Here is a 22933-nt window from a genome sequence, read left to right on the forward strand (position 1 = left end):
GTTATATCCCGATTTTGAAAATAGTAAGGAATATTCAAGAATATTTTTCTTTAATCAAATATTAAATAACTTAAATAATTGCAATCATTTTTCCAATAAAGTAAGTTTTTTTGAAAAGAGAAATAAAGTTAAAGCAGTCTTAAATTCTGATATTTACACCTTTTCAAAACCAGCTTTAAATTTAAGTTCAATTAATTTTCTACTTAAATTTTTAATTCGTTTTAAAAGTTACATTGGAATTGTAATTTTCTATAAATTATATCAAGTATTAAAATGAGAAAGAAAAAAATAGTAATTATTATGAGTGCTTTAAATGGAGGTGGTGCTGAAAAAGTACTTATAGACTATTTACGTAATTTTAATTACTCAAAGTATGAAATCGATTTGTGTTTAGTTATTAATGAAGGAATCTATTTGAAAGATATCCCAAATGAGGTGAATAAGTATTATTTATACCCTAAGTTTTCAATTTTTCCATATAGGATAGAGCATTGGTTTTCTAAATTTTTAAACTGGAATTATTTTCAAAAAAGAAGAGTAGATACTATTTTTAAAAATAAAAAATATGATGCTGTTTTATCTTTTATGGAAGGCACTCCATTAAAGTTTCATCAATACTTTATTAAGAAATCTAAAAGACATATTACTTGGATACATATTGATTTATTTAAATTTCATTATTCTTTGTCTAATTTTAAAAATCCTAAACAAGAGTTAAGTTTATATAACCAAATGAATACTCTTGTTTTTGTGTCAAATGAAAGCGCCAATCAATTTGATAAATTATATCAAGTAAATGCTGAAAAAAAAATAATTTATAATTTAATTGATAAAGCAACGATTTTAAAAGGAATTGATGTGAATGTTAAAAAGAATGATTCTCAGTTAATTAAAATTGTTGCAGTCGGTAGATTAGAAATTCAAAAACGTTTCGATAGATTAATTAACGTAGCTAAATTGTTGAAAGAGCAAGGTTTGATTTTTCAAATTTCTATTATTGGAGAAGGTAGTCTAAGAGAACAACTTCAAAATCAAATTCAAGAAAATAATGTAGCAGATAATGTTAATTTAATAGGATTTGTAAAATCTCCATATAATATAATTAATGAAAATGATATTTTAGTTGTAACTTCAGAAGCAGAAGGTTTTTCGTTAGTTGTTGCAGAAGCATTGTGCTTAGGTAAAGCTGTTGTTTCTACTGCAACAGCTGGTCCTGTTGAATTATTAGAAAATGGCAAATATGGAATTGTTTGTGATCATAATGTTGAGAGTATTTCAAATGCTGTAAAATCTTTAATCATTGATAAGAATCTTTTGATAAAATATCAAGAATTAGCATTACAGCGAAGCGCAATTTTTGATGTAAAAAAATCAATTCAAGAATTTGAAAGTATAATTTGTAATGGATAAAAAAAAGATACTTTTTATTGTTAGCAACATGGAAAGTGGAGGAGTTTCTAAAAGTATGACTTCTTTATTAAATGCTATGGATACAACTCAATATGAAGTAGATATTTTTATAACAAATCCATCAGGTGTTTTTATGGAGTTAATTCCATCAGACATAAATAAAATTGTAGATAAAAGAACACAACTTTTATTGTCTTCTTTTCCGAAAAATTTAGTCAAATTATTAAAAGATGGATTTATTTTAAGTTTTTTTATTCGAATGATTGTAGCTAGCTGTATGGTTTTCAATAAAGCTTATGGTGCATGGATATTATCGCGTTTTATATATAAAATAAATAAAGAATACGATTTGGCTGTTGATTATAATGGACAACATCAATTGTATTATTTAGTTGATTTTATTAAAGCAAAAAAGAAAGTCAGCTTTTTTCATAGTGATTATTCGCAATGGAATTATTATTATGCTATGGATAAAAAATATTATTCGAAAATTGATGAAATATTTACAATTTCTGAGATTTGCGTTACTGCATTAAAAAAATATTTTCCAAATGAAAAACATAAGATAGGTTTATTTGAAAATATTTCTTCACCCATATTAATTGAAAAACTTGCCCATCAATTACAGCCTGATATGGTGGCAAATTCTATTTTATCTGTAGGGCATTTGTCTCTCGCTAAAGGTACAGCATTAGCGTTAGAAGTGGCCTTTATTTTAAAAAATAGAAAAGTTGATTTCAAATGGTATTTTATAGGAGCAGATTCAAAAGATAAAGATTACCTGAAACTTGTTGAAGAGTATAATATTCAAGAAAACATCGTTTTTTTAGGTGTGTTGGTTAATCCATATCCTTATATTAAAGCTGCAAAAATGATAGCACATTTGTCTTATTTTGAAGGTAAATCAATTGCTTTAGATGAAGCTAAAATTATGAAAAAACCTGTTGTTGTAACTCAATTTTCTACAGTTTCAGACCAGTTCAAAGAAGATTTTAATGCTTCAATTTGTGATTTTAATGCTGTCAAAATTGCTGATTCAATAGAAGAATTATTCAATAATAAGGAGTTATGTAATAAATATTCCTCAAATTTGAACTTGGAAAGCATCGATAATAGTAGTGAAATTAAGAAACTATATAAATTAATAGATTAATTTGGACACATTTACGTCACATGATTGGATGGTTTTTTGGAGTTACGGAAGTTTCTTTTTTGCCTTTTTATGCGCTTTTAGATTAATTTTTAATAAAGAACGCACTACAAGTGATATACCTTATTTTCCTTATCAAATCATTTATGTATTAATAGTGTTTATTGCTTTTTATTTTGCTTTAGAACCTATAGTAATGTATTCTGATAAATGGAATTATGAAATGATTTTTAAATCCATTTCTGAAAATGATCCCTATAGGATAAATACAGAAAGCGGATTTTATTTTTATAATAAACTAGTTTCTTTTTTTTCAAATTCAAGCTTTTTTTACTTTTTTGTTACCGCTATGGTTTATTTGTTAGGGTCTATAAAATTTATTAATAAAGTTTTTGATTCTTCAACTAGATATATTGTTTTTGTCGTTATTATTTCTTCACTAGGTTTTTATAATTATGGGACCAATACGATAAGACAAGGGCTTGCTTTAGCTGTATTTTTATATGTTTTTTTTGAAGTAAAATTAAATGTAAAAGTCATTTTGGTATCATTATTAGCAATTCTTTTACACAAAAGTATATTGATTTTAGTAACGATAAACTTTATGTTGAAAATATATAATAGAAAAGATAATTTTATTTCAATATGGATTGTGTTTCTTTTTATATCTTTTGTTTTTGGGAGTGTGTTTGTAGATACTTTTGGAGAATTTTTAATGGATAGTGATCAACGTATGATAAGCTATTTAAACGATACTTTTGAAAATTATCAAACAGGTTTTAGAATAGATTTTTTAATTTATTCTATGATACCTATTGTTTTTGGATGGCTTGTTAAGAAAAGAGGTTTTCAAGATGTGCTATTTGATAAAATTTTTTCTTTATATGTACTTGTAAATGCTATTTGGTTATTAGTAATTACATTACCATTTACAGATCGATTTGCTTATTTGAGTTGGTTTTTAATTCCATTCCTATTTATTTATCCACTTTCTAAAATGGTTGTTTTCAGAAACCAAAATTTTTTTATGGCAGCAATAATTATGTTTTTAGCGACAATAAATTTAATAATTTCTACAAAATAATGATTAGTGTTTTTACAGCAACTTATAATAGAGCACATACTTTAACTAGACTTTACCAAAGTTTATGTAGCCAAAGTTATTTAGATTTTGAATGGATTATTGTTGATGATGGTAGCTCTGATACTACTGAGGAATTAGTAAAACAATGGCAAAATGAAAACAAAATCAAAATTGCTTTTTTAAAACAAAAAAATGGTGGAAAACATAGCGCTTTTAATAAAGGAGTACAACTAGCGAAAGGCAATTTATTTTTTAATGTTGATAGTGACGATTATCTATTGTCTACATCTTTAGAAGTGATTAAAGGTACCTATGAAAATGCTTCTAAAAAGTATAATATTGCGGGAATAGCAGGAAGAAGGATGTACGAAAATGGTACTATAGTAGGTAATCAAAATTTTGACGAATTACTTTCAAATTCTATTGATATTAGATACCAATATGGTGTTATTGGTGATTTAGTTGAAGTTTTTGAGCTTGAGAAATTGAGAGAATTCTCTTTTCCAGAAATTGAAAATGAAAAATTTTGCCCCGAAGCTTTAGTTTGGAATCGTTTGGCTACTAAGTATAATTTGTTTTTTTTTAATAAGGGTATTTATGTAACTCAATATCTGCCAGATGGATTAACTGCTAAAATCACAAAGATTAGAATGGAATCACCAATTGCTTCCATAAATTATTATGGTGAATTAGAGAAATATGATATTCCTTGGTTGCAAAAAATCAAAGCAAATATTAATTTCTGGAGATTTTCTTTTAATTGTCAATCAACACTGTTTAATCACTTTAAAAAGGTAAAAATAATATATACAATTATTGGTTTGCCAATTGGTTTTATGATGTATGTAAAAGATAAATTATCGATATGAAAATTCTTCAAGTCATAAATTCTCTTGCCACTGGAGGTGCAGAAAAATTAATTTTAGATACAATTCCTCTATATATTCAACAGGGAATTGAAGTTGATGTTTTGTTACTTTGGGATAATGATTGTATGTTTACTAAAGAACTAGAAAAACTAAATTGTTCCAAAATTTATATCTTAAAGAAATCATCCAATTATAAAGATATTTATAAGTTGTCTCATGTTTTTAAAATAGCTAAAATTTTAAAAAAGTATGATTTAGTACATGTCCATTTATTTCCAGCTCAATATTTTGTTGTTCTAGCTAATATGTTGAATAGAAATAGGGCTAAACTTCTTTTTACAGAGCATAATACTACTAATAAAAGAATTCAGAATAAACTTTTTAAACCTATTGAAAGATTTATCTACAAGCGCTACACTAAACTGATTTGTATTTCTGATGAAATTAAAAACATCTACTCACAATATTTAAAGAATCAAATCGGAAAATTAATTGTCATTCAAAATGGGGTATCTATTGAAACTATAATCAATGCAAAACCTTACAAAAAAACGGTTTTAAATGCTAATTGTTTAGAAAATGATATTGTGTTGCTTCAAGTAGCGGCTTTTAGACCTCAAAAAGACCAATTAACACTTATAAAAGCTATGGAATATCTACCGCCTAATTGTAAGTTGTTTTTAGTAGGTGATGGTGTAAATAGAAAGAAATGTGAGACCTATGTAAACCAGGAGAACTTAAATAATAAAGTTTGTTTTTTAGGTCAGCGTTCCGATATTCCAAGATTATTAAAATCGGTTGATATTATAGTGTTATCAAGTCATTATGAAGGTTTGTCATTGTCTTCTATTGAAGGAATGTCAGCAGGAGTACCTTTTGTAGCTTCTGAAGTCCCCGGTTTAAAAGAAATAGTTGGTAATTATGGTGTTCTGTTCCAAGAAGGTGACCAACAAGACTTAGCAGATAAAATAAATCAATTGTTGATGAATGAAGCACATTATTTGGAAATTGCCACTTCATGCCTTGAAAGAGCTAAAGAGTTTGATATAAATATTATGGTTCATAGACATATTGAATTATATACCAAAGTTTATGAAGCCTAAAATTATTCGTATTGCAACAGTAGCGATGTCTTTGAATATCTTATTAAAAGGACAGCTAAAGTATTTGAATCAATTTTTTGATATAAAAGCCGTTTCAGGGTATGATGCCGATTTGGAAATGGTGAATGAAAGGGAAGGTGTGGAAATTATAAATTTGAAAATGGAGCGTAAGATCACTCCAATTAAAGACTTTATATCCTTACTAAAATTGTATTTTTTATTCAAAAGAGAAAAACCAACAATAGTACATTCCATAACACCTAAAGCAGGGTTGCTAAGCATGATTGCTGCTAAATATGCTGGTGTGCCTATTCGTATGCATACTTTTACAGGATTGATTTTTCCTAGTAAAAAAGGACTAATGAAAAAAGTACTAATAGTAATGGACAAAATACTTTGTTATCATGCTACTCATGTTTATCCCGAAGGCAAAGGAGTTCAGATGGACTTGATAAAATATAAAATAACGCATAAACCTTTAAAAATAATTGCTAACGGTAATGTTAATGGTGTCGATTTGGATTATTTTAATCAGAATAAAATTTCTACAAACGAAAAAAATGAGTTATTAAGTAATTTAGATATAAAAGAAAATGATTTTGTCTTTTTATTTGTTGGTCGTTTGGTAAAAGATAAAGGAATTAACGAATTAGTAACAGCCTTTGCAAAAAGTCAAGATGAAAGTGTTAAACTAGTTTTAGTTGGTCCTTTTGAGCACGATTTGGATCCATTACTTCCAGAAACCTATTTGGAAATTAAGAATAATAAGAATATTATTTCTGTTGGCTTTCAGCAAGATGTAAGACCTTATATGGCAATTAGTAATGTTTTAGTTTTTCCTTCCTATAGAGAAGGTTTTCCAAATGTAGTCCTTCAAGCAGGAGCTATGGAATTGCCTGCAATTGTTTCTGATATTAATGGTTGTAATGAAATTATTACTCATAATAAAAATGGAATTATCATTCCCGTTAAAAATTCTGATGCTATCTTTGCAAGTATGATAGCAATAAGAGAAGAAAAATTATATCAAAGCTTGAAAAATAATTCAAGAGAAAAAATTATAAATCAATTCGACCAAAATGTAGTTTGGCAAGCATTACTTGAAGAATATAATAAAGTCATTAATAATGTATAAAAACTTTTTCAAAAGAACAATAGATTTTTCTTTTTCCTTATTAGGATTTATATTCTTGAGTCCTGTTTTTATCATAATCACTATAAGTTTATTTTTTGCCAATCAAGGCAAGCCTTTCTTTTTTCAAAAGCGGCCAGGTAAAAATGAAAAAATCTTTCAGATTATAAAATTCAAAACTATGAATGATAAGAAAGATGCAAACGGCAATTTATTGTCTGATCAAGAGCGACTAACTAAAATAGGCTTATTTGTAAGAAAAACTTCACTAGACGAAATACCTCAGTTGCTTAATGTAATTATAGGCGATATGAGTTTAATTGGACCTAGACCTTTACTGGTTCAATATTTACCTTTGTATAATGATTTTCAAAAGCAAAGACATTTAATTAGGCCAGGAATAACAGGTTGGGCACAAATCAATGGTAGAAATGCCATCAGCTGGAATCAAAAATTTGAATATGATGTATGGTATGTTAAAAATTATAGTTTTTTACTCGATTTAAAAATAGTATTTTTAACCATAAAAAAGGTTTTTGTAAGAGAAGGTATTTCTCAAGAAGGTGTAGCGACAATGGAAGTTTTTAAAGGTAATGTATAAATAATGGAGTCAAACTATTATATTTTTGGAGCAAGTGGACATGCAAAAGTGGTGTTAGATATTTTATTCTCTAAAAATTATCAAATTAAAGCGATAGTTGATGATAATCCTAAAGTTGAAGATTTATTTTCAATTCCTGTTTTAAAAAATGAAAACATTCCACTTTCGGAATATTCAAAATTTGTGATAGCTATTGGTAATAATGCAATTAGAAAAGAGATCGTAGAAAAATCAACTTATAATTATTTTACTGCTATTCATACAAAAGCTTGTGTTTCTGAATTAGCAACCATTGATGAAGGAACCGTAGTAATGCCAAATGCAGTGATAAACGCAGCGACTAAGGTAGGAAAGCATTGTATTATAAATACAGCAAGTGTGGTTGAACATGATTGTGTTATATCCGATTTTGTACATATTTCACCTAATGCTTCTCTTGCAGGTAATGTTATTGTTGCAGAAGGAGCACATATTGGTATTGGCGCAAGTATTATACAAGGCATTACTATTGGAAAATGGGCTACAATTGGGGCTGGAGCTGTAATTATTGATAACATCCCTGATTATGCAGTAGTTGTTGGAAATCCAGGTAAGATAATTCGATACAATGAAAATGAATAAAAAAAGAATTTTTGATTTAGTATTAGCTATTATCGCTTTGCTAATAGTATCATGGATTCTTTTAATTTGTATTGTATTAGCTACAATTGATACAAAATCGTTTGGTTTATTTTTGCAAAAAAGAATTGGTCAATATGGTAACCCATTTCTCATTCTAAAAATAAAATCGATGCACGATGAATCTAAGAAAGTAACTTCTTTCGGCCGTTTTTTAAGGAAATCTAAAATTGATGAGTTACCGCAACTAATTAATATTTTAAAAGGAGAAATGAGTTTTGTGGGACCAAGACCTGATATACCAGGTTATTACGATCAGTTAAAGGGTGAAGCTAAAAAAATTCTTGAACTTAAACCGGGTCTAACCTCAGAAGCTTCTATAAAATATGCCAATGAAGATGCTATTTTAAGTCAGCAGGAGAATCCACTTTTGTATAACGATACAGTTTTGTTTCCAGATAAGGTAAAAATGAACTTAGAATACTACTATAAGCGAAGTATTTTAGTAGATTTGCAAATAATTTTAAAAACTATTTTTAAAAGATGAAACCAGAAAAAATTTGGCTTTCTTCTCCACACATGGGAGGAAACGAACAAAAGTTTATTGAAAAAGCCTTTGAAGAAAATTGGATTGCTCCATTAGGGCCAAACGTAACTGGTTTTGAGGAAGATTTACAAAAATATTTAGGAGAAGATTCATATGTTTCTGTTTTGAGTTCAGGTACTGCTGCAATTCATTTGGGATTAATTCATTTAGGAGTTGGACTTGGTGATGAGGTTATTTGCCAAACATTTACATTTTCAGCTTCTGCAAATCCAATTGTTTATTTAGGTGCAACTCCTGTTTTTGTTGATAGTGAAGAAGAAACTTGGAACATGTGTCCTATTGCCTTAGAAGAGGCTATTAAATCAAGAATTGAAAAAGGTAAAAAACCAAAAGCAATTATTGCAGTTCATTTATACGGTATGCCTTTTAAAGTGGACGAAATTCTACAAGTCGCTCAAAAATATGATATTCCCGTTTTAGAAGATAGTGCAGAAGCGTTAGGAAGTACTTATAAAAAACAAAAATGTGGCACTTTTGGGACCATATCCATTTTATCATTTAATGGAAACAAAATTATCACCACTTCTGGAGGAGGAGCATTGGTAACCAAACAAAAAGAAATAAAAGAAAAAACCATTTTTTTAGCTACACAAGCTAGAGATAACGCTCCACATTATCAGCATTCTCACATAGGTTATAACTATAGGATGAGTAATATTTGTGCAGGCATAGGAAGAGGTCAAATGGAAGTTTTAGATTTGCATGTTGAAAAAAGAAGAGCGATGCATCAATTTTATAGTGATTTTTTTGCATCAAATAGCGAAATTTCAATTTTAAAAGAACCTAATTCTGATTTTTATTCGAATCATTGGTTAAGTGCAATTATATTGCCAAATTATGCTACTAGAGAAGCATTGCGTTTAGCCTTTGAAAAAGAAAATATTGAAACTCGACCGCTTTGGAAACCCATGCATTTACAACCTGTTTTTAAAGAGTGTTTGTTTTTTGGTAAAAATACTGCTGAACAATTATTTGAAAAGGGACTTTGTTTACCATCTGGATCAAATTTAGAAGAGGATAATAAAGAAAGAATTACTGAAGTTATAAGATGCTTTTTTTAGTACCTTTGCAATTATAATGAAGTAAGAATTAATGATAAAATTAAACGAAAAGTTGTTTTCAATAGGATATCTACCAAGGTGGATTATTTTTTGTATTGATATATTTATTCTTATTCTTGCTAATTTATTAACATATGTTATTTTAATTAGTTTAACATTAGAATTTTATAAAACAATTTCTTTAACAAATCAATATCTAATGATATTGATTGTAAATATTATATTTTTTAGAGTTTTTAGGACTTTCTCGGGTATTATTAGGCATTCCACATTTATAGATGCAGTTAAAATATTTTTTGCTAGTTTTTGCTCATTTCTAGTTTTAAGTATTTTAAATTATGGTAGTTTTTTTGTATTTCAAAAAAAGATATTCCTTTTTCCAGGGTTAATTATCAGTTTCGTATTATCCTTTACATTTCTATTTTTTTTTAGACTAATTGTAAAGTTTGCATTTGAGATTAATACTACTGATACAAAGAGTTTGATAAGAACTGTTGTTTATGGTTCCGATGCGAATGCTATAGCAGTTGCGAATGCTGTTAAATATGAAATACCCACTCGATTTAAAATTGTCGCTTTCTTAGATAAATCGAGATACAATAAGTCTAAAAGCATTTTAGGGTTGCCTATTTTGTATAAAAATAAAAAGGCTTCTGTTTTATTGCGTTCTATGGGAGCAAAAGCGTTAATTCTTGCAGAAAAATCATTAACAAAAGAAGAGAAAATCAAAATTGTAGATGATTGCTTAGAGAATAACATAAAAGTGTATGTCGTTCCAATTATTTCTGATTGGGAAAATAAAAGTGAAATTTCTAAAAAAATTAAAAACTTTGAAATTCAAGACTTATTAGAAAGAAAACCTATTGTTTTAGATAATAAATTAATTTCAAAACAAATTTCAAATAAAGTCATCCTTATTACGGGTGGCGCAGGTTCTATAGGGAGCGAAATTGTTTGGCAAGTACTTGAATTTAATCCTGAAACGATAATTATTTTTGATCAAGCAGAATCGCCATTGCATAAATTGTGTATTGAGATTTCAAAATTTGAAAAAACGACTAACATTATTCCTGTAATAGGTGATATTAGAAATAAAGCCGTTTTGAAAAAACTATTTGAAAAATATCAACCTAATATGGTTTACCATGCTGCTGCATATAAGCATGTTCCTTTAATGGAAGAAAACCCATCAGAGGCAATTTTTACCAATGTTTTAGGAACAAAAAATTTAGCAGACTTATCGTTAGAATATAACGTGAAGAAATTTGTTATGGTTTCTACAGATAAAGCGGTGAATCCAAGTAATATAATGGGGGCAAGTAAGAGAATTGCAGAAAAATATGTGCAATCTTTATATTTCAAATTTAAAAATGATGAAAAGAAGATTACTAAATTTATCACTACTCGTTTTGGTAATGTTTTAGGTTCTAATGGTTCTGTAGTTCCTCTATTTACAGAGCAAATTCAAAAAGGAGGACCAGTAACGATTACACATCCTAAAATTATTCGCTATTTTATGACTATTCCTGAAGCATGTCAATTAGTGCTTGAAGCTGGTTCAATGGGAAAAGGTGGTGAAATTTATATTTTTGATATGGGCAAACCCGTAAAAATAATAGACTTAGCCAAAAAAATGATTCAATTAGCGGGTTACGAACCTTATAGAGATATTGATATAGAAGTGGTAGGACTAAGGCCTGGTGAAAAATTATATGAAGAATTATTAAATGATGCTGCTAAAACATTACCTACGCATCATGATAAAATTATGATTTGTCAGGAAATGCATGAAAACTACGAAGAAAATCTTATTAAGATAGCTAATTTGATTGACCTGAGTAAGTATTCGAGCGATATAGAAATTGTGTCAGAAATGAAACAAATTGTGCCAGAATTTAAGAGTATGAACTCCATTTATGAATGTTTAGATAAGTAATTTAATTTTATCTATTCTATATTTGCAAAAAAATAACTCTCAGAATGAAATATTTTACAAAATTTTTTTATGTCGTAATTGTATTAAGTTTGTTTTCCTGTGCTTCAAGAAAAAAAATAGTGTATTTACAAAACGCTAGTACAGAATCAAATAATCATTCTTATGAGCCTTATTTGCAATCAGATGATGTCCTTTTAATTATTGTCTCATCTGAAAACCCTGAAATAGCTGCACCATATAATTTGAAAAGCGTTTCTATACAAGGTAACTCTGAAGAAGCTATAAATTCCGAAAGACAACAAACTTATATTATCGATAATAACGGGAATATTGAATTTCCAATTCTTGGAACAATGCATCTAGGAGGTCTTACGAAAACACAAGCAGTTCAAAAAATTAAAAATGAATTAAAAGAACATGTGACTGATGCAGTTGTTAATATGAGAATTCTTAATTTTAAAGTATCAGTTTTAGGAGAAGTAAATAAACCAAGTAGTTACAATGTTAAAAGCGAAAGAATTACATTGTTAGAAGCACTTAGTTTAGCTGGAGATTTAACAGTTTATGGAAAAAGAAACAATATTTTGTTAATTAGAGAGCAAAATGGAACTAAAATTTTAGAGAGAATAGATATTACTAAAAGTGATTTTATTAATTCTGAGTATTATTATTTAAAACAAAATGATGTAATCTACGTAGAGCCTAATAAAACTAAAATTAACTCCTCATCAATTGGTCCAAATATTACAGTAGGTATTTCCGCTTTGTCACTTATTGTAACGATTATTGCTTTAACAACTAGATAAAATGCAAAATTTACATTCAACAGAAAATACAATTAATCAAAGTAACTTTAACATTAAAGAAGAAGTTGTAAAATATATAAAGCATTGGAAATGGTTTGCACTTGGACTTTTTATTTCACTTATGTGCGCATATCTTTATTTAAGATACACTGTAGCCAATTATAAGGCAGTAACAACAATTTTAGTTAAAGACGACCGAAAGGGAAATATGGTGTCTGAACTTTCTGCTTTTTCCGATTTAGGATTAATTACTAATATGAAAAGTAATGTGGATAATGAAATTGAAGTTGTTAAGTCTAGAACACTTGTTGAATCCACTATAAAAGACTTAGAATTAAATATCTCTTATTTTACACAAGGAAGAGTGAAATGGGAAGAATTGTATAAAAAATCGCCCATTAAAATTATTGTTGTTAAACAAAATAATGATTTTGGTAATCACAATCATTTTTATAGAATTGAAAATGTAACTAATGAATCTTTCTCCATTTTTGATAATTCTGATACAAAAATGGGGACATACAAATATGGAAATGAATTTAAAATAGAAGATAATAAATTTATTGTTTTAATAAATGCACCAGAATTTGTTAAAAATAACTACAATGTTGGTGTTCAGATTAATCCAATTAGTCAAATCGCTGAAAGTTTTAAAAGTAGATTAAATGTTGCGCCCTTAAGTAAAAACACAAGTGTTATTGAACTAAGTATAATAGACCCTGTTAAAGAAAAAGCCGAAGATTTTTTAAATGCATTAGTCATTAATTATAACAACGATGCTATCGAAGATAAAAAATATATCTCAGAAAACACTTCAAAATTTATTGAACAAAGACTAAGTATTATTTCTGAAGAATTACAAGATGTAGAAAAGGATAAAGAAGTTTTTAAAAAAAATAATAAGATAACAGATGTTGTTTCAGAAGCGGAACTATACTTAGAAAACGCTAGCGATTTTGAAAGAATGCAGATAGAAAATGCTACCCAACTTAGAGTGGTAGAAACTATGATAAAGTATGTAAATTCTTCAGATACAAAAGAACTCATACCTGTAAATATTATAGGACAAGAACAAGGAGCAAGTCAATTAATTTCGGAATATAATGCATTAGTATTACAAAAAAATAAACTTTTAAAAACGGCTGGTGAAAAAAATATTCTAGTACAAAATTTAGACGCAAAGATTAATGCGTTAAGAGGTAGTGTAAGCTCAAGCTTAAATCAATTAAAATCATCTTTGCAAATTAAAAGAAATGATTTGTCTAGACAAAATGCCATTTTAAGTGGAAAAATTTCTCAAATTCCATCTCAGGAAAGAAATTCAAGAGATATAGATAGAAAACAAAATATAAAAGAATCTCTATATTTATATCTTTTACAAAAGAGAGAAGAAACCGCTATTTCACTGGCAGTAACCGCCCCAAATGCGAAAGTAATTGATGCTGCAAAAGCTTCAAAAAATCCAGTTTCTCCCAATAGAAAAATGATTTATTTAGGAGCTCTATTCTTAGGAATTTTAATCCCTTTTGGGATATTGTATTTGATTGATTTATTTGATACTAAAATAAAATCACGTTTTGATTTAGAAAAGAATACAACGATTCCATTCTTAGGTGAAATACCAAAATTGGAAAATAATCAATTGATTATCGATAGTACAAGTAGGACAAGTACAGCAGAAGCAATCCGAATTGTGAGAACTAATTTAGAATTTTTATTGACAACTGTACCTGAAAATGAAGCAAAAATAGTTTTCTTAACTTCTACTTATCCAAAAGAAGGGAAAACATTTATATCTGTTAATTTGGCTTCAACAATAGCGCTTTCAGAAAAGAAAGTATTATTAATAGGACTCGATATTCGTAATCCTAAATTAGATGAATACTTAAAACTAAGTGCTAAAGGAGTTACCAACTTTTTATCATCTAAAGAGAATAATAATATTAATGAATTTATAACTAAAATAGAAGGTTTTAAAGATTTATATGCATTGCCTGCGGGTATTATACCACCTAATCCAGCTGAATTATTGATGAATAAAAAAGTAGGTGATATGTTTGCCGAACTTAAAAAAGAATACGATTACATTATTGTGGATACTGCACCAGTTAGTTTAGTTACAGATACATTATTAATCGCTAAATACGCAAATGCATTTATCTATGTAACAAGAGCTAATTTCTTAGATAAAAGAATGTTAGAATTACCAGAACGCTTGTATAAAGAAAAGAAATTACCTAACATGTCCATCTTAATTAATGATACCGAAATCAATACTAGTTATGGTTACGGTTACGGTTATGGTTATGGGCAAACGATGGAGAAGAAACCGTGGTATTCACTATCGTCTATTTTTAAGAGATAAGATAGATTTGTTACTCAAAAAATAGATTATTCTGCATAGCGTTTTCTAATTTTTCTAACGACTTTATAATTACTTTATCTTTAAATGATAAAATGTGGTTTTTATGATGAATATCCGAACCTGTAAAATTAATTAAATCTTGGGTTAATAATTTTTCAGCAATCAGACTAACTTCTTTTCCATAGTAACCCACGGTTGAAAGTAAGTTCAATTGAAATAAACATCCGGCTTTTTTTAATTTTTCATATTGAGAAAAGTTGGAATGAAAGAATGTATATCTTTCTGGATGAGCTAAAACGGGTTGGTAACCTTTTAGTTGTAATTCGAAAAGAATTTCAAAAAGTTGAATAGGAGCATTTAGATAAGACATTTCTACTAAAACATAATTGTTTTTAAGAGTTAATAACGGCTCTTTTTCAAAACGATTTACAAAACTTTCATCCATAAAATATTCTGAAGCACATGCCACTTGAAGACGGTAACTCTCATCAGGTAATTCTTTTTCAACTTTTGATAAGCTGCCTTTAATTGAATCACTAGTATTATCCCAAATAGTATTCATAGTATGCGGAGTAGCAATAGCTTTTTTAAAACCAAAACTTAACATCTGTTTCATAAGAAATTCAGAATCATCAATAGTTTTTGCTCCATCATCGATACCTGGTAAAATATGCGAATGAATATCTACATAAGAATCAGGTATAATTTCGTATAATTTCGGTTTAGATTTAAATAAGGAGAACATAATAGCAATTTTTTTTGCAAAAATAAGTTTATTACATAAATAAAATAGATTAAGTAGCTTATAAAACTTCCTAAATTATATAAAATAGTTTATTTTTGGAGCAATTCTAATAAAAGATCCCAATCTATATGAATAAACCAGAGCAGTTTGCTGAAGAATGGTTATTTGAGATAAGACCTAAAAACAACTTTTTATCTTTAAACTTAAAGGAAGTTTGGAGATATAGAGACTTATTATTTCTTTTTGTAAAAAGAGATATTGTTACCGTTTATAAACAAACGGTTCTTGGACCGCTTTGGTATTTAATACAACCTTTATTTACAGCCATTACATTTACTATAATTTTTAATAATGTTGCAGGAATTGAAACAGGAAATATACCTTCCTTTTTATTTAATTTATCTGGAATTATAATCTGGAATTATTTTGCAACTTGTTTAACCGAAACATCTGATACATTTAAAAAAAATGCTGCCATTTTTGGGAAAGTCTATTTTCCAAGGGTTATTATGCCTCTTTCTATTGTTATTACTAACTTGGTTAAATTAGGAATCCAATTACTCATTTTTATTAGTTTTTATGTTTATTATTTATGTAAAGGAATGCCTAATGCAATTTCTGAAACAATTTTGCTTTTTCCCTTTTTAGTAATTGTAATGGGATTTTTAGGACTAGGATTAGGTATGATTATTTCTTCTTTGGTTACTAAATATCGCGATTTAACTTTTTTAGTCACTTTTGGAGTACAGCTATTAATGTATGTATCAGCGGTAATGTATCCTATGGCTTTAATTCAGAAAAAATTACCTCAGTGGGGGTGGATAATAGAATACAATCCTTTAGCATATGTAGTTGAAACGTCTCGATATATTTTATTAAGAGAAGGTAATTTGTCCTATTTCGGACTCCTTTACACACTCGTTTTTACTATTGTAATATTCTTGTTTGGATTAGTTATTTTCAATCAGACAGAAAAAAAGTTCATAGATACGGTTTAGGAGAGTTGTGAGTTATGGGTTTTGCGAAATACTATTTTAATTTATGAGTGAAAAAAAGTCGTATAAGGATTTAGAAATATATGTATTGTCATTGGAATTGTTTTTTAATATTCATTCTTTAAGTTTGCAATTGCCTAAATATGAGCTATATGAATTGGGAAGTCAACTGCGAAGATCTTCAGATAGTATCGTTTCTAATATAGTGGAAGGATATGGACGTAGAAGATATAAAGCTGATTTTATTCGGTTTTTAGTGTTTTCACATTCAAGCTGTTTAGAAACGATCAATCATATTCATAAAATTAGTATTCTTTATCACGACTTAAAATCAAATTTTGAACCGTATATTGAAAAATATGAGTTGTTAGGAGGGAAAATTTTCAACTTTATTAAATATGTTGAACAGAATTGGAATGAGACAAACTCATAACCCAAAACTCATAACCTAGAAAGAATGAAAAATATCATATTAAAAGTTGAAAATATTTCGAAACAATATCGATTAGGTGTTGTAGGAACCGGAACGCTTAGTCATGATTTAAATCGCTTTTGGCATAAAATAAGAGGAAAAGAAGATCCTTATTTAAAAGTAGGTGACACCAATGACAGAAGTACAAAAGGGAATAGTGAATACGTTTGGGCGTTACAAGATATTAACTTTGAAGTGGAACAGGGAGAAGTGCTTGGGATTATTGGAAAAAATGGAGCTGGGAAATCTACATTGTTAAAAATATTATCTAAAGTAACCTCACCAACTACAGGTTCTATAAAATCCAAAGGAAGAATTGCTTCCTTGTTAGAAGTGGGAACAGGTTTTAATCCTGAATTAACGGGTAGAGAAAATATTTACTTAAATGGTGCTATCTTAGGAATGACCAAGAAAGAAATAACTTCAAAATTAGATGAGATTATCGAGTTTAGTGGTTGTCAGCGTTATATAGATACACCTACGAAAAGATATAGTAGTGGAATGACAGTTCGTTTAGCCTTTGCAGTAGCCGCTTTTTTAGAACCTGAAATCTTAGTGGTTGATGAGGTTTTAGCTGTAGGAGATGCTGAATTTCAAAAGAAAGCCATTGGTAAAATGCAAGATATTTCAAGAGAAGGTGGTAGAACAGTTTTGTTTGTTAGTCATAACATGGCTGCAGTTAAAAGTTTGTGTACTAGAGGTGTTTTAATTGAAAAAGGGCAAATTGTTGCCAATGGAGATATTGATGAAATCATTTATAGATATATAAATTCTGGAATCGAAAATGATATAAATGGTGTTGTAGAATTTGAACAGGATAATAAGCCAGTATTCATAAATAAAATATCTATTGAAGAGATCGATTTACAGAATAATTTTACTTTGACTAGTCGATTAAAAATGGGGGCAAAAATGAGATTAAATTACGCTATTAAAGTAACAAAGCCTGTTTTAAATTTTAAAACCAGTGTAATTATAAAAACAGCATCAAATATTGTAATTGCATCGATTAGAAGTCATGAAATGATTAATGAAAATTTGATGTTCGAAAAAGATAGCCAAGTTTCTTTATATATCAATGATTTAAAATTAATGCCTGGCGATTATTATATCACTATAGCAATTGCTGATACACATGGGCCACTACAGATACTTGAAAATTGTTTTACTTTTTCAATTATTGAAGACGATGTTTTTAAAACAGGGAGAATACCTAAAGGAAACAATATAATTTATTCTAATGCAGAATGGGAATTAAATTAAAAATAAAAAAATGGATTTCTAGAAAATTATCAACTATTTTAGCTTATTCGCATACACCACCATATACAATTTCTAGCAATAGCAAAGTTGAAGCTGGTGTTGAAAGTTATCATAATGGGAATCTAATAGTTAAAGGTAAGGGGCTTTTTAAAATTGGTAATTATTGTGCTCTTGGACAGGATATAAAAATTATTTTATCAAATCATGTTTATAATTATCCGTCTTTGCAGTACAATTTTTACAGAAAAAGATTCAATGAATTACCTTATAAGATGGATAAAGGAAACATAACTATAGGTAGTGATGTTTGGATTGGAGATAATGCAATATTATTGCCAAATATAACTGTAGGAAATGGAGCAATTATTGGAGCTGGTGCAGTAGTAACAAAAGACGTTCCAGATTTTGCAATCGTTGGAGGTAACCCTGCTAAAATTATAAAATATAGATTTAGTGAAGCTCAAATAATTGAAATTAACAATAAGAAATGGTGGAATTGGGATAATGAAAAAATTATTAAAAATAGGGACTACTTTTTTAAATCTCTTGATGAGTAATCAACCAAGAGTCTACTGGTGGTCAATGATTTATGAAAAAAAGTCCAATGTTGAAAATTTTGGTGATTATTTGACTCCTTATTTAGTAGAAAAATTAACTGGTAAAAAACCGATCTTGTTTTCTCCAAAAAGTAAGTTCGCTAGATTTTTTAAGCATAGTTTGATGGTGGGTAGTATAATTAGTAGATCAAATAATAAAACGTTGGTTTGGGGAAGTGGAATTATTAAGAAAGATGATCAAATCAAAGGTGGTAACTTTTTACTGGTAAGAGGACCAAAAACAAGAAAGAGACTAGAAGAGTTGGGATTAAAATTTACTACTAGGTATGGTGATCCTGCCATTATTTTACCTAAATTATATTCTCCTAAAATTGAAAAAAAATATGAAATAGGTATTATTCCTCATTTTTTTCACTATGAGGAATTAATATCTAATTATAAAAATGATGGTTCAGTATTCTTTATTAATCTTTTGACTAATGATATTGAGGAGGTTATAAAACAAATTCTTTCATGTAAAAAAATTATATCTACTTCTTTACATGGAGTCATTGTATCACATACATATAAAATTCCTGCTATATGGTGGAAATATGCTCATTTAAATGGTGATGATATTAAATTTTATGATTACTTTGAATCTGTAAATTTGAATGTGACTAATAATTATCAACAATATTCTTTAGAGGAAGTAATAAAAATAGCAGATTATTATTTGCCTGAAGATGAAATAGTAATGCAAGTAAGAAAAGATATTTTGGAAACTTTTCCTTATAAAATTAAAAAATTAAACTTTGAACTCTAAACAAATCAAATACTTATTCAAATTATATCTTAATGCATTTTTTTCAAAATGTCTTTACGTTTTATATGTTAAGAATAATCCAGTTATAATTAAAGATATAGAGTATAATTTAGAACATCGAAAAATTAAAAAGAAAAATGGTTTATTTAAAAATTTTTCTCATTTAATGATCCATTATCCAGAATTTGTGTTTGTTTTTTTTAAAAGAATTAATAAGAATGGAGGATTCTTTTATTGGTTTTATAATAATCAAACTTTCTGTTGTAAAATATTTTCAAGTACCACTATTGCTGGTGGTATAGTTTGTTATCATCCATTTGCAAGTGTAATTAATGCTAAAGAAATTGGAGAAAATTTTGTTTTTAGAAACAGTATTACGATAGGGAACAAAAACAATGATAATTCCCAAATACCTACAATTGGAAACAATGTTGAAATTGGTGCAAATGCCGTAATTATTGGTAGAATTACTATTGGGGATAATGTTATTATTGGTGCAGGAGCAATAGTAACTAAGAATATCCCTTCAAATTCTATTGCATATGGTAATCCTTTAATAATTAAAGATAGAATAAATGTCTAAAAAACTATCAATAATTACACCTCATAAAGACGATATTGATGGACTTTTTTCAATTTTTAAAATGTTATCCAATCAAACGTCAAATTATTGGGAATGGATAATTATTGACGATTTTTCTTCTGAAAAAAACCGATTAATATTAAGAGATTTTGAATCTAATCTTCTTGATGATAATGTAAAAGTTATTTTCAATAAAGAGAATTTCGGCCCATCGAAATCAAGGAATACAGGTGTTTTTTATGCTACATGTCAAAATATTATATTTTTAGATTCTGACGATGAAATTACTCCAAAATTTGTACAACACAGATTAATAACAGTAAACGATTTTACCGTTTTTTTGAATTTTAAAATTAAAGATAAAAATGGACAAATTGGAAGCTTTTCTAATATTAATACTGATTTTTTGACTAATTTTTTAAAAGCTAAATTTTCTTGGCAAACTACTGCAGTATTATGGAATAAAGATTTTTTGCAATCGATTAATCTATTTAACGAAGAATTAATACTACTAGAAGATATTGAATTGGTTATTAAAGCATTGTTTATAAGTAAAAATTTTAAAGTACTTTATGATAATGAGGTAGATTATTATTATTATTTAAAGCCTATTGATATAAAAAAAAGGAATATTCAAAAAGTGGCTACATCAGTTGATATATTAGTAAATTCACTTTGTAATAATAAAAATTTAAATCTTTCAAAAAGCGAATTAAAATTTCTAAGCAGTTATTATTATCTTTCAGTAAAATATATTTTTAGATCTAAAGAATATGGTAAAATAAAATTTGTTTATGGCAATTTAAATACTATTTTTAAAAATAAATGCATTAACTATAAAGAGTATATATTGGGTAACATAATTTTAAAATTATTTTCGCTCAGATTAATAAAAGATACTATATTCTTAAGGATAAATAGATACCTATATAAAAAATAATATGGATAGACTAACGGATCAAGATTATTGGGAAAAATATTATTCAAAAGCCATTACCCAAAAAAGTCAAATTTCAACAGTAGTTTCGGAATATGATAAATATTGGGATATTTTGATAAATCAAAATGATAATAAGGAAAAAAAAACAATTATTGAATTAGGAGGTTATCCAGGAAGATATTTGGCTTATCTAGCTGATAAATATAATTTAACTCCTACTTGTTTAGATTTTAATTCAGATACCATTAAAATTAAAGAAAGTATGACTGCTTTTGGAATTGAAGATTATAAAATTATTCAGGCAGACATCTTAAATTTTATCCCAACAGAAAAATACGATATTGTAATATCAAACGGTTTTATAGAGCATTTTGAGGATTTTAAAACTGTTTTAAATAATCATTCGAACTATTTAAAAAAAGGGGGAACTATGCTTGTAATGATTCCAAATAAAAGATGGCTAAGGAAGTGGTACGGTTATTTAGTAGATTATGAAAATTTAAAAGCACATAATTTAAGATGTATGTCAAAAAATACATTTAAAGATTTCGCACAAAAAAATAATTTAATTTTAATTGAAAATACTTTTTTTGGAGGATTTCCGTTTTCCGTGCATCAAAAATTAAATTTTTTTCAAAAAATAGTTTACAATGCTACAAGAGCAATTTTTAAAAAAGCAAATCCTTTTCTAAAAAGAAACCCATCTGCTTTTTACAGTAGTTCCTTAATTTCTATTTACAAAAAAAATGAAGACTAAAATACTTTATACTATTCCAAATTTTGACACAGCTGGAAGCGGTAAAGTGCTATACGATTTAGCCAAAGGACTAAATAAAGATAAATTCGAGGTCATTATTGCATGTTCTAATAATAAAGGAGCGTTTTTTAAAGAAGTTGAAAATTTGGGATTGCCAATATTTATTAAGCCAATAACAAAACCATTACGCCCTTATTATTCTTTTTTATTTAGATTAAAAGAGGATATAAGTTTTATAAAAAAACATAAGATTGATATTGTTCATTCTTGGCATTGGAGTAGCGATTGGTCTGAAGTATTAGCTGCCCGATTAGGCGGAGCTAAATTTATTTATACTAAAAAAGCAATGACTTGGGGTAATATTCATTGGAAAATAAAAAGTTATCTAAGCAATTTTATTATTACTATTAATGACGAGATGAAAAATTATTTTCCAAATAAGAGTTCTCAAAAATTAATACCCCTAGGATTAGATACAAATTATTATGATCCCAATTTATTTGTACAAAAAAAGGATAATTCCACTTTTAAAATAATAACAGTTGCTAATTTGGTTCCAGTAAAAGGAATAGAAGTGTTAATTAATGCTGTTAAATTGATTAATAATAAAAATATTTATCTTGAGGTTGTGGGAGATGATAGATCAACATATGCCTCAGATTTAAAAAAAAAGGTTATTGCTCTTGGATTAGAAAACCATATCTCTTTTTTAGGAAAACATAATGATGTGAGACCTTTTCTTGCTCAAGCAGATTTGTATGTAATTCCTACTTTAAATGAAGGACGTAAGGAAGGAATGCCTATGGCTTTAGTAGAAGCTATGTCTATGGGGAAATCTGTTTTGGGTTCAGATATTTCTGGAATAAATTATGTTTTAAAAGACTTTAAAAACTTATTGTTTGAAGCAAAAAATGAAAAACAATTGGCAGAAAAAATTAAGGAATGTTTTCAAATGACTATGGAAGAAAGAGTAAATTTAGGTAATCGATTAAGGCAATATTGTTTGGATAATTTTTCTTATGATGAATTTATAAACAACCATGAAGCATTATATACTAATTTATTAAATTAAAA

The 22933-nt window shown here is 27.7% G+C and carries 25 protein-coding genes; 23 read left to right on the top strand and 2 right to left on the bottom strand.

Features of this window, described 5'->3' with window-relative positions; all coding sequences use genetic code 11:
* The 14 genes from HALO113_RS17600 to HALO113_RS17665 all read left to right on the top strand — a co-directional run.
* The coding region (locus HALO113_RS17600) for a hypothetical protein (RefSeq protein WP_236554789.1) at positions 1-277 on the top strand (277 nt) is incomplete at its 5' end.
* Positions 274-1410 carry a glycosyltransferase gene (locus tag HALO113_RS17605; RefSeq protein ID WP_159780450.1) on the top strand — a complete coding sequence of 379 codons (1137 nt, stop codon included), beginning with the start codon at positions 274-276 and terminating at the stop codon, positions 1408-1410. The genes HALO113_RS17600 and HALO113_RS17605, both read left to right, overlap by 4 nt.
* Complete coding sequence (locus HALO113_RS17610; RefSeq protein WP_159780451.1) at positions 1403-2563, top strand: glycosyltransferase; 1161 nt, start codon at positions 1403-1405, stop codon at positions 2561-2563. The genes HALO113_RS17605 and HALO113_RS17610 overlap by 8 nt, the downstream gene beginning before the upstream one ends.
* A gap of 1 nt (position 2564) precedes the next feature.
* A complete protein-coding gene (locus tag HALO113_RS17615) occupies positions 2565-3644 on the top strand; it encodes an EpsG family protein (RefSeq protein WP_159780452.1) in 1080 nt (359 codons plus the stop codon).
* Positions 3644-4513 (top strand): glycosyltransferase family A protein, encoded by an 870-nt coding sequence (locus tag HALO113_RS17620; RefSeq protein WP_159780453.1) that lies wholly within the window; start codon positions 3644-3646, stop codon positions 4511-4513. Before HALO113_RS17615 ends, HALO113_RS17620 begins: the two co-directional genes overlap by 1 nt.
* The gene (locus HALO113_RS17625; RefSeq protein WP_159780454.1) at positions 4510-5616 is read left to right on the top strand and encodes a glycosyltransferase; all 1107 of its coding nucleotides are present in this window, start codon (positions 4510-4512) and stop codon (positions 5614-5616) included. Before HALO113_RS17620 ends, HALO113_RS17625 begins: the two co-directional genes overlap by 4 nt.
* Positions 5606-6751, top strand: a complete 1146-nt coding sequence (locus HALO113_RS17630; protein WP_159780455.1) for a glycosyltransferase family 4 protein — start codon at positions 5606-5608, stop codon at positions 6749-6751. Before HALO113_RS17625 ends, HALO113_RS17630 begins: the two co-directional genes overlap by 11 nt.
* The gene (locus HALO113_RS17635; protein WP_159780456.1) at positions 6744-7349 is read left to right on the top strand and encodes a sugar transferase; all 606 of its coding nucleotides are present in this window, start codon (positions 6744-6746) and stop codon (positions 7347-7349) included. The genes HALO113_RS17630 and HALO113_RS17635 overlap by 8 nt, the downstream gene beginning before the upstream one ends.
* Before the next feature lie 3 nt (positions 7350-7352).
* Positions 7353-7970, top strand: a complete 618-nt coding sequence (locus HALO113_RS17640) for an acetyltransferase (protein ID WP_159780457.1) — start codon at positions 7353-7355, stop codon at positions 7968-7970.
* Entirely contained in the window at positions 7963-8514 is a 552-nt protein-coding gene (locus tag HALO113_RS17645; RefSeq protein WP_159780458.1) for a sugar transferase, read from the top strand. The genes HALO113_RS17640 and HALO113_RS17645 overlap by 8 nt, the downstream gene beginning before the upstream one ends.
* Positions 8511-9635 carry a DegT/DnrJ/EryC1/StrS aminotransferase family protein gene (locus HALO113_RS17650; RefSeq protein ID WP_159780459.1) on the top strand — a complete coding sequence of 375 codons (1125 nt, stop codon included), beginning with the start codon at positions 8511-8513 and terminating at the stop codon, positions 9633-9635. Before HALO113_RS17645 ends, HALO113_RS17650 begins: the two co-directional genes overlap by 4 nt.
* 199 nt (positions 9636-9834) lie before the next feature.
* Entirely contained in the window at positions 9835-11571 is a 1737-nt protein-coding gene (locus HALO113_RS17655; RefSeq protein ID WP_370519398.1) for a polysaccharide biosynthesis protein, read from the top strand.
* 44 nt (positions 11572-11615) lie between these two features.
* Entirely contained in the window at positions 11616-12377 is a 762-nt protein-coding gene (locus HALO113_RS17660; protein WP_159780461.1) for a polysaccharide biosynthesis/export family protein, read from the top strand.
* A gap of 1 nt (position 12378) precedes the next feature.
* Positions 12379-14742: a tyrosine-protein kinase gene (locus HALO113_RS17665; protein ID WP_159780462.1), complete on the top strand. Its 2364-nt coding sequence runs from the start codon at positions 12379-12381 to the stop codon at positions 14740-14742.
* 10 nt (positions 14743-14752) lie between these two features.
* Here HALO113_RS17665 and HALO113_RS17670 read toward each other — a convergent pair whose 3' ends face one another.
* Entirely contained in the window at positions 14753-15487 is a 735-nt protein-coding gene (locus HALO113_RS17670; RefSeq protein ID WP_159780463.1) for a tyrosine-protein phosphatase, read from the bottom strand.
* A 128-nt stretch (positions 15488-15615) separates the two neighbouring features.
* Here HALO113_RS17670 and HALO113_RS17675 point away from each other — a divergent pair, with 128 nt between their 5' ends.
* Genes HALO113_RS17675 through HALO113_RS17695 form a run of 5 tightly spaced genes read left to right on the top strand, consistent with a single transcriptional unit; the run spans position 15616 to position 19579 of the window.
* Positions 15616-16485 carry an ABC transporter permease gene (locus tag HALO113_RS17675; RefSeq protein WP_159780464.1) on the top strand — a complete coding sequence of 290 codons (870 nt, stop codon included), beginning with the start codon at positions 15616-15618 and terminating at the stop codon, positions 16483-16485.
* A gap of 43 nt (positions 16486-16528) precedes the next feature.
* Entirely contained in the window at positions 16529-16915 is a 387-nt protein-coding gene (locus tag HALO113_RS17680) for a four helix bundle protein (protein WP_159780465.1), read from the top strand.
* Between the two features lie 24 nt (positions 16916-16939).
* Positions 16940-18217: an ABC transporter ATP-binding protein gene (locus HALO113_RS17685; RefSeq protein ID WP_159780466.1), complete on the top strand. Its 1278-nt coding sequence runs from the start codon at positions 16940-16942 to the stop codon at positions 18215-18217.
* Entirely contained in the window at positions 18202-18774 is a 573-nt protein-coding gene (locus HALO113_RS17690) for a CatB-related O-acetyltransferase (RefSeq protein WP_159780467.1), read from the top strand. The genes HALO113_RS17685 and HALO113_RS17690 overlap by 16 nt, the downstream gene beginning before the upstream one ends.
* On the top strand, positions 18767-19579 hold the full coding sequence (locus HALO113_RS17695) for a polysaccharide pyruvyl transferase family protein (protein ID WP_159780468.1): 813 nt from the start codon (positions 18767-18769) through the stop codon (positions 19577-19579). Before HALO113_RS17690 ends, HALO113_RS17695 begins: the two co-directional genes overlap by 8 nt.
* A 274-nt stretch (positions 19580-19853) precedes the next feature.
* Here HALO113_RS17695 and HALO113_RS17700 read toward each other — a convergent pair whose 3' ends face one another.
* Positions 19854-19988 (bottom strand): hypothetical protein, encoded by a 135-nt coding sequence (locus HALO113_RS17700; RefSeq protein ID WP_370519399.1) that lies wholly within the window; start codon positions 19986-19988, stop codon positions 19854-19856.
* A 9-nt stretch (positions 19989-19997) separates the two neighbouring features.
* On the opposite strand from HALO113_RS17700, the gene HALO113_RS17705 reads away from it, so the two are divergent.
* From HALO113_RS17705 to HALO113_RS17720, 4 genes are read left to right on the top strand one after another with little or no spacing between them, the layout of a single operon-like run.
* Positions 19998-20162: a DapH/DapD/GlmU-related protein gene (locus HALO113_RS17705; RefSeq protein WP_370519400.1), complete on the top strand. Its 165-nt coding sequence runs from the start codon at positions 19998-20000 to the stop codon at positions 20160-20162.
* Positions 20155-21102 (top strand): glycosyltransferase family A protein, encoded by a 948-nt coding sequence (locus HALO113_RS17710; RefSeq protein ID WP_159780469.1) that lies wholly within the window; start codon positions 20155-20157, stop codon positions 21100-21102. Before HALO113_RS17705 ends, HALO113_RS17710 begins: the two co-directional genes overlap by 8 nt.
* 1 nt (position 21103) lies before the next feature.
* On the top strand, positions 21104-21859 hold the full coding sequence (locus HALO113_RS17715; RefSeq protein WP_159780470.1) for a bifunctional 2-polyprenyl-6-hydroxyphenol methylase/3-demethylubiquinol 3-O-methyltransferase UbiG: 756 nt from the start codon (positions 21104-21106) through the stop codon (positions 21857-21859).
* A complete protein-coding gene (locus HALO113_RS17720) occupies positions 21849-22931 on the top strand; it encodes a glycosyltransferase (protein ID WP_159780471.1) in 1083 nt (360 codons plus the stop codon). Before HALO113_RS17715 ends, HALO113_RS17720 begins: the two co-directional genes overlap by 11 nt.
* Positions 22932-22933 lie beyond the last annotated feature (2 nt).

Origin of the sequence: Flavobacterium sp. 9AF (assembly GCF_902506265.1) — a bacterium.
Taxonomy (GTDB): domain Bacteria; phylum Bacteroidota; class Bacteroidia; order Flavobacteriales; family Flavobacteriaceae; genus Flavobacterium.